This window comes from Synechococcus sp. Cruz CV12-2-Slac-r (genome assembly GCF_024346075.1).
GTDB lineage: Bacteria > Cyanobacteriota > Cyanobacteriia > PCC-6307 > Cyanobiaceae > Synechococcus_D.
Genome location: NZ_JAGQEK010000210.1, coordinates 1 through 2,390, shown reverse-complemented (window position 1 = coordinate 2,390; position 2,390 = coordinate 1). Strand labels below are relative to the sequence as shown.

The window sequence follows — 2,390 nt, the reverse complement described above, 5'->3', positions numbered from 1 at the left end:
TTGTTAAATAAAAATCGAGGGTAAACGAAGAGGGGGGAGTGGATCAGGAGTTGCCCTGATTCTTGGAAATGATGGCTTCGGCCACATTCCGAGGGACCTCCTCGTAATGGCTGAACTCCATTGAGAATATACCTCTCCCTTGGGTCATCGACCGCAATTGTGTGGCGTAGCCAAACATCTCAGCCAATGGCACCTTGGTTTGCACCTTGGAAGTGCCGTTATCGATCGATTGCCCCTCCACCTGACCGCGCCTTGAGGAAAGGTCGCCGATAACGGGGCCAAGATAATCTTCAGGTATTTCAACTTCCACTTTCATCATCGGCTCAAGAAGTACGGGGTTGCACTTTTTAACGCCATCTTTAAATGCCATAGAGCCGGCGATTTTAAATGCCATTTCCGAAGAGTCAACGTCGTGGTATGAACCATCGATCATTGATACTTTCACGTCAATTAATGGGTAACCAGCGATAACACCCGATTGGCATGTTTCTTTCATACCTGCTTCTGCCGGACCGATATATTCCTTTGGAACAATACCGCCAACAATTTTATTAACAAATACAAAACCTGTGCCGGGTTCCCCTGGTTCCATTTGAATAACTACATGACCGTATTGGCCTTTACCACCGGTTTGTCTTGCAAATTTGCCTTCACCTTTAGAGCTACCGCGGATTGTTTCTCGATAAGAAACTTGTGGGGCTCCGATGTTTGCCTCCACTTTAAATTCCCGCATCATCCGATCAACCAGGATTTCCAGATGAAGCTCTCCCATACCGGCAATAACGGTTTGGCTTGTTTCCGGATCGGTTCTTACCCGGAAGGTGGGATCTTCTTCTGAAAGAGATTGCAGAGCTTTGGAAAGTTTTTCCATATCGCCCTTTGTTTTTGGCTCAACGGCAACTGAAATAACAGGTTCTGGTATGAAAAGGGATTCAAGAATAATTGGATCCGAATCAACGCAAAGGGTATCTCCAGTTGTTGTGTCTTTAAGGCCTAGAACTGCACCGAGATCGCCAGCGCGCAATTCATCAACCTCTTCGCGATCATCGGCTTTGAGCAGAATTAAACGCGAGATGCGTTCTTTTTTATCTTTGGTGGAATTCATCACGTAGCTGCCTTTCTGCAACACGCCTGAATACATACGCACAAAAGTGAGCTTTCCGTAGGGATCCGCCATCACCTTGAAGGCCAAAGCGCTAAATGGTGCGTTGTCGTCGCAGGGTCTGATGCCCTCTTCGCCATTGGGTAAAAGGCCCGCAATCGGGGGCACATCAATGGGAGCTGGCAGATAGTCCACCACTGCATCCAGCATTAGCTGAACACCTTTATTCTTAAAAGCGGAGCCGCAGAGAATAGGTACTAAACCATGCCTAACTACACCTTCGCGAATACCTTTACGAAGTTGGGCTTCACTTAATTCGCCAGTTTCAAGGAATACCTCAATAAGCTCTTCATCAAGTTCGGCAACTGATTCCATTAATTTAGAGCGCCATTCTGCGGCAGACTCCTTCATGTCGTCTGGAATTTCAATTTCTAAAATATCTGTGCCGAGATCATTGGTGTATATAAACGCCTTATTCTGAACGAGATCAATAATGCCTTTAAGGTCATTTTCAGCGCCAATTGGCAGCTGGATCGGGGCGGCTTTTGCTTTTAATCTATCTTTAATTTGTTCGTAAACTTTTAGGAAATTAGCACCTGTTCTATCCATCTTATTAACGAAAACCATGCGCGGCACTTTGTAGCGATCCGCTTGGCGCCAAACTGTTTCAGACTGTGGCTGCACTCCACCAACGGCGCAGAAAACTGCAATAACACCATCAAGAACGCGCATTGAGCGTTCTACTTCGATGGTGAAATCTACGTGGCCAGGGGTATCAATAATATTGATGCGATGATCTTTCCAGCTGGTAGAAATTGCAGCGGCGGTAATAGTGATGCCCCGCTCCTTTTCCTGCTCCATCCAGTCTGTTACCGCGCCACCATCGTGCACCTCGCCCATCTTGTGCACCACACCTGAGTAGAACAAAATTCGTTCAGTGGTGGTGGTTTTGCCGGCGTCTATATGGGCAGCAATGCCGATGTTTCTAACGCGATCTAAAGGGAAGGCGCGTGCCACGGGATGCTCCTTGAGTGTGCTGGAAAAATGGACTCAACTTTACAGATTTGTTAAAAGTCAGCGGTTGGCCCACACACTGACAACAAAGGGCTTAGTAGCGGTAGTGAGCGAATGCTTTATTCGCTTCAGCCATTTTATGGGTTTCTTCCCGCTTGCGGACAGCACTACCAGCTTCGTTGGCAGCATCCATTAATTCACCAGCAAGCTTTTGGGCCATGCTGCGGCCGTTGCGGGCCCTGGAAAAGTTCACGAGCCAACGCAAAGCCATAGC

The 2,390-nt window shown here is 47.5% G+C and carries 1 protein-coding gene and 1 pseudogene; both read right to left on the bottom strand.

Going from position 1 to position 2,390, the window contains the following annotated elements:
- Positions 1-43: 43 nt before the first annotated feature.
- Positions 44-2,119 (bottom strand): elongation factor G, encoded by a 2,076-nt coding sequence (gene fusA, locus KB557_RS10745; RefSeq protein ID WP_255134076.1) that lies wholly within the window; start codon positions 2,117-2,119, stop codon positions 44-46.
- A gap of 91 nt (positions 2,120-2,210) precedes the next feature.
- Positions 2,211-2,390: pseudogene (locus KB557_RS10740) on the bottom strand (30S ribosomal protein S7); the annotation flags it as partial.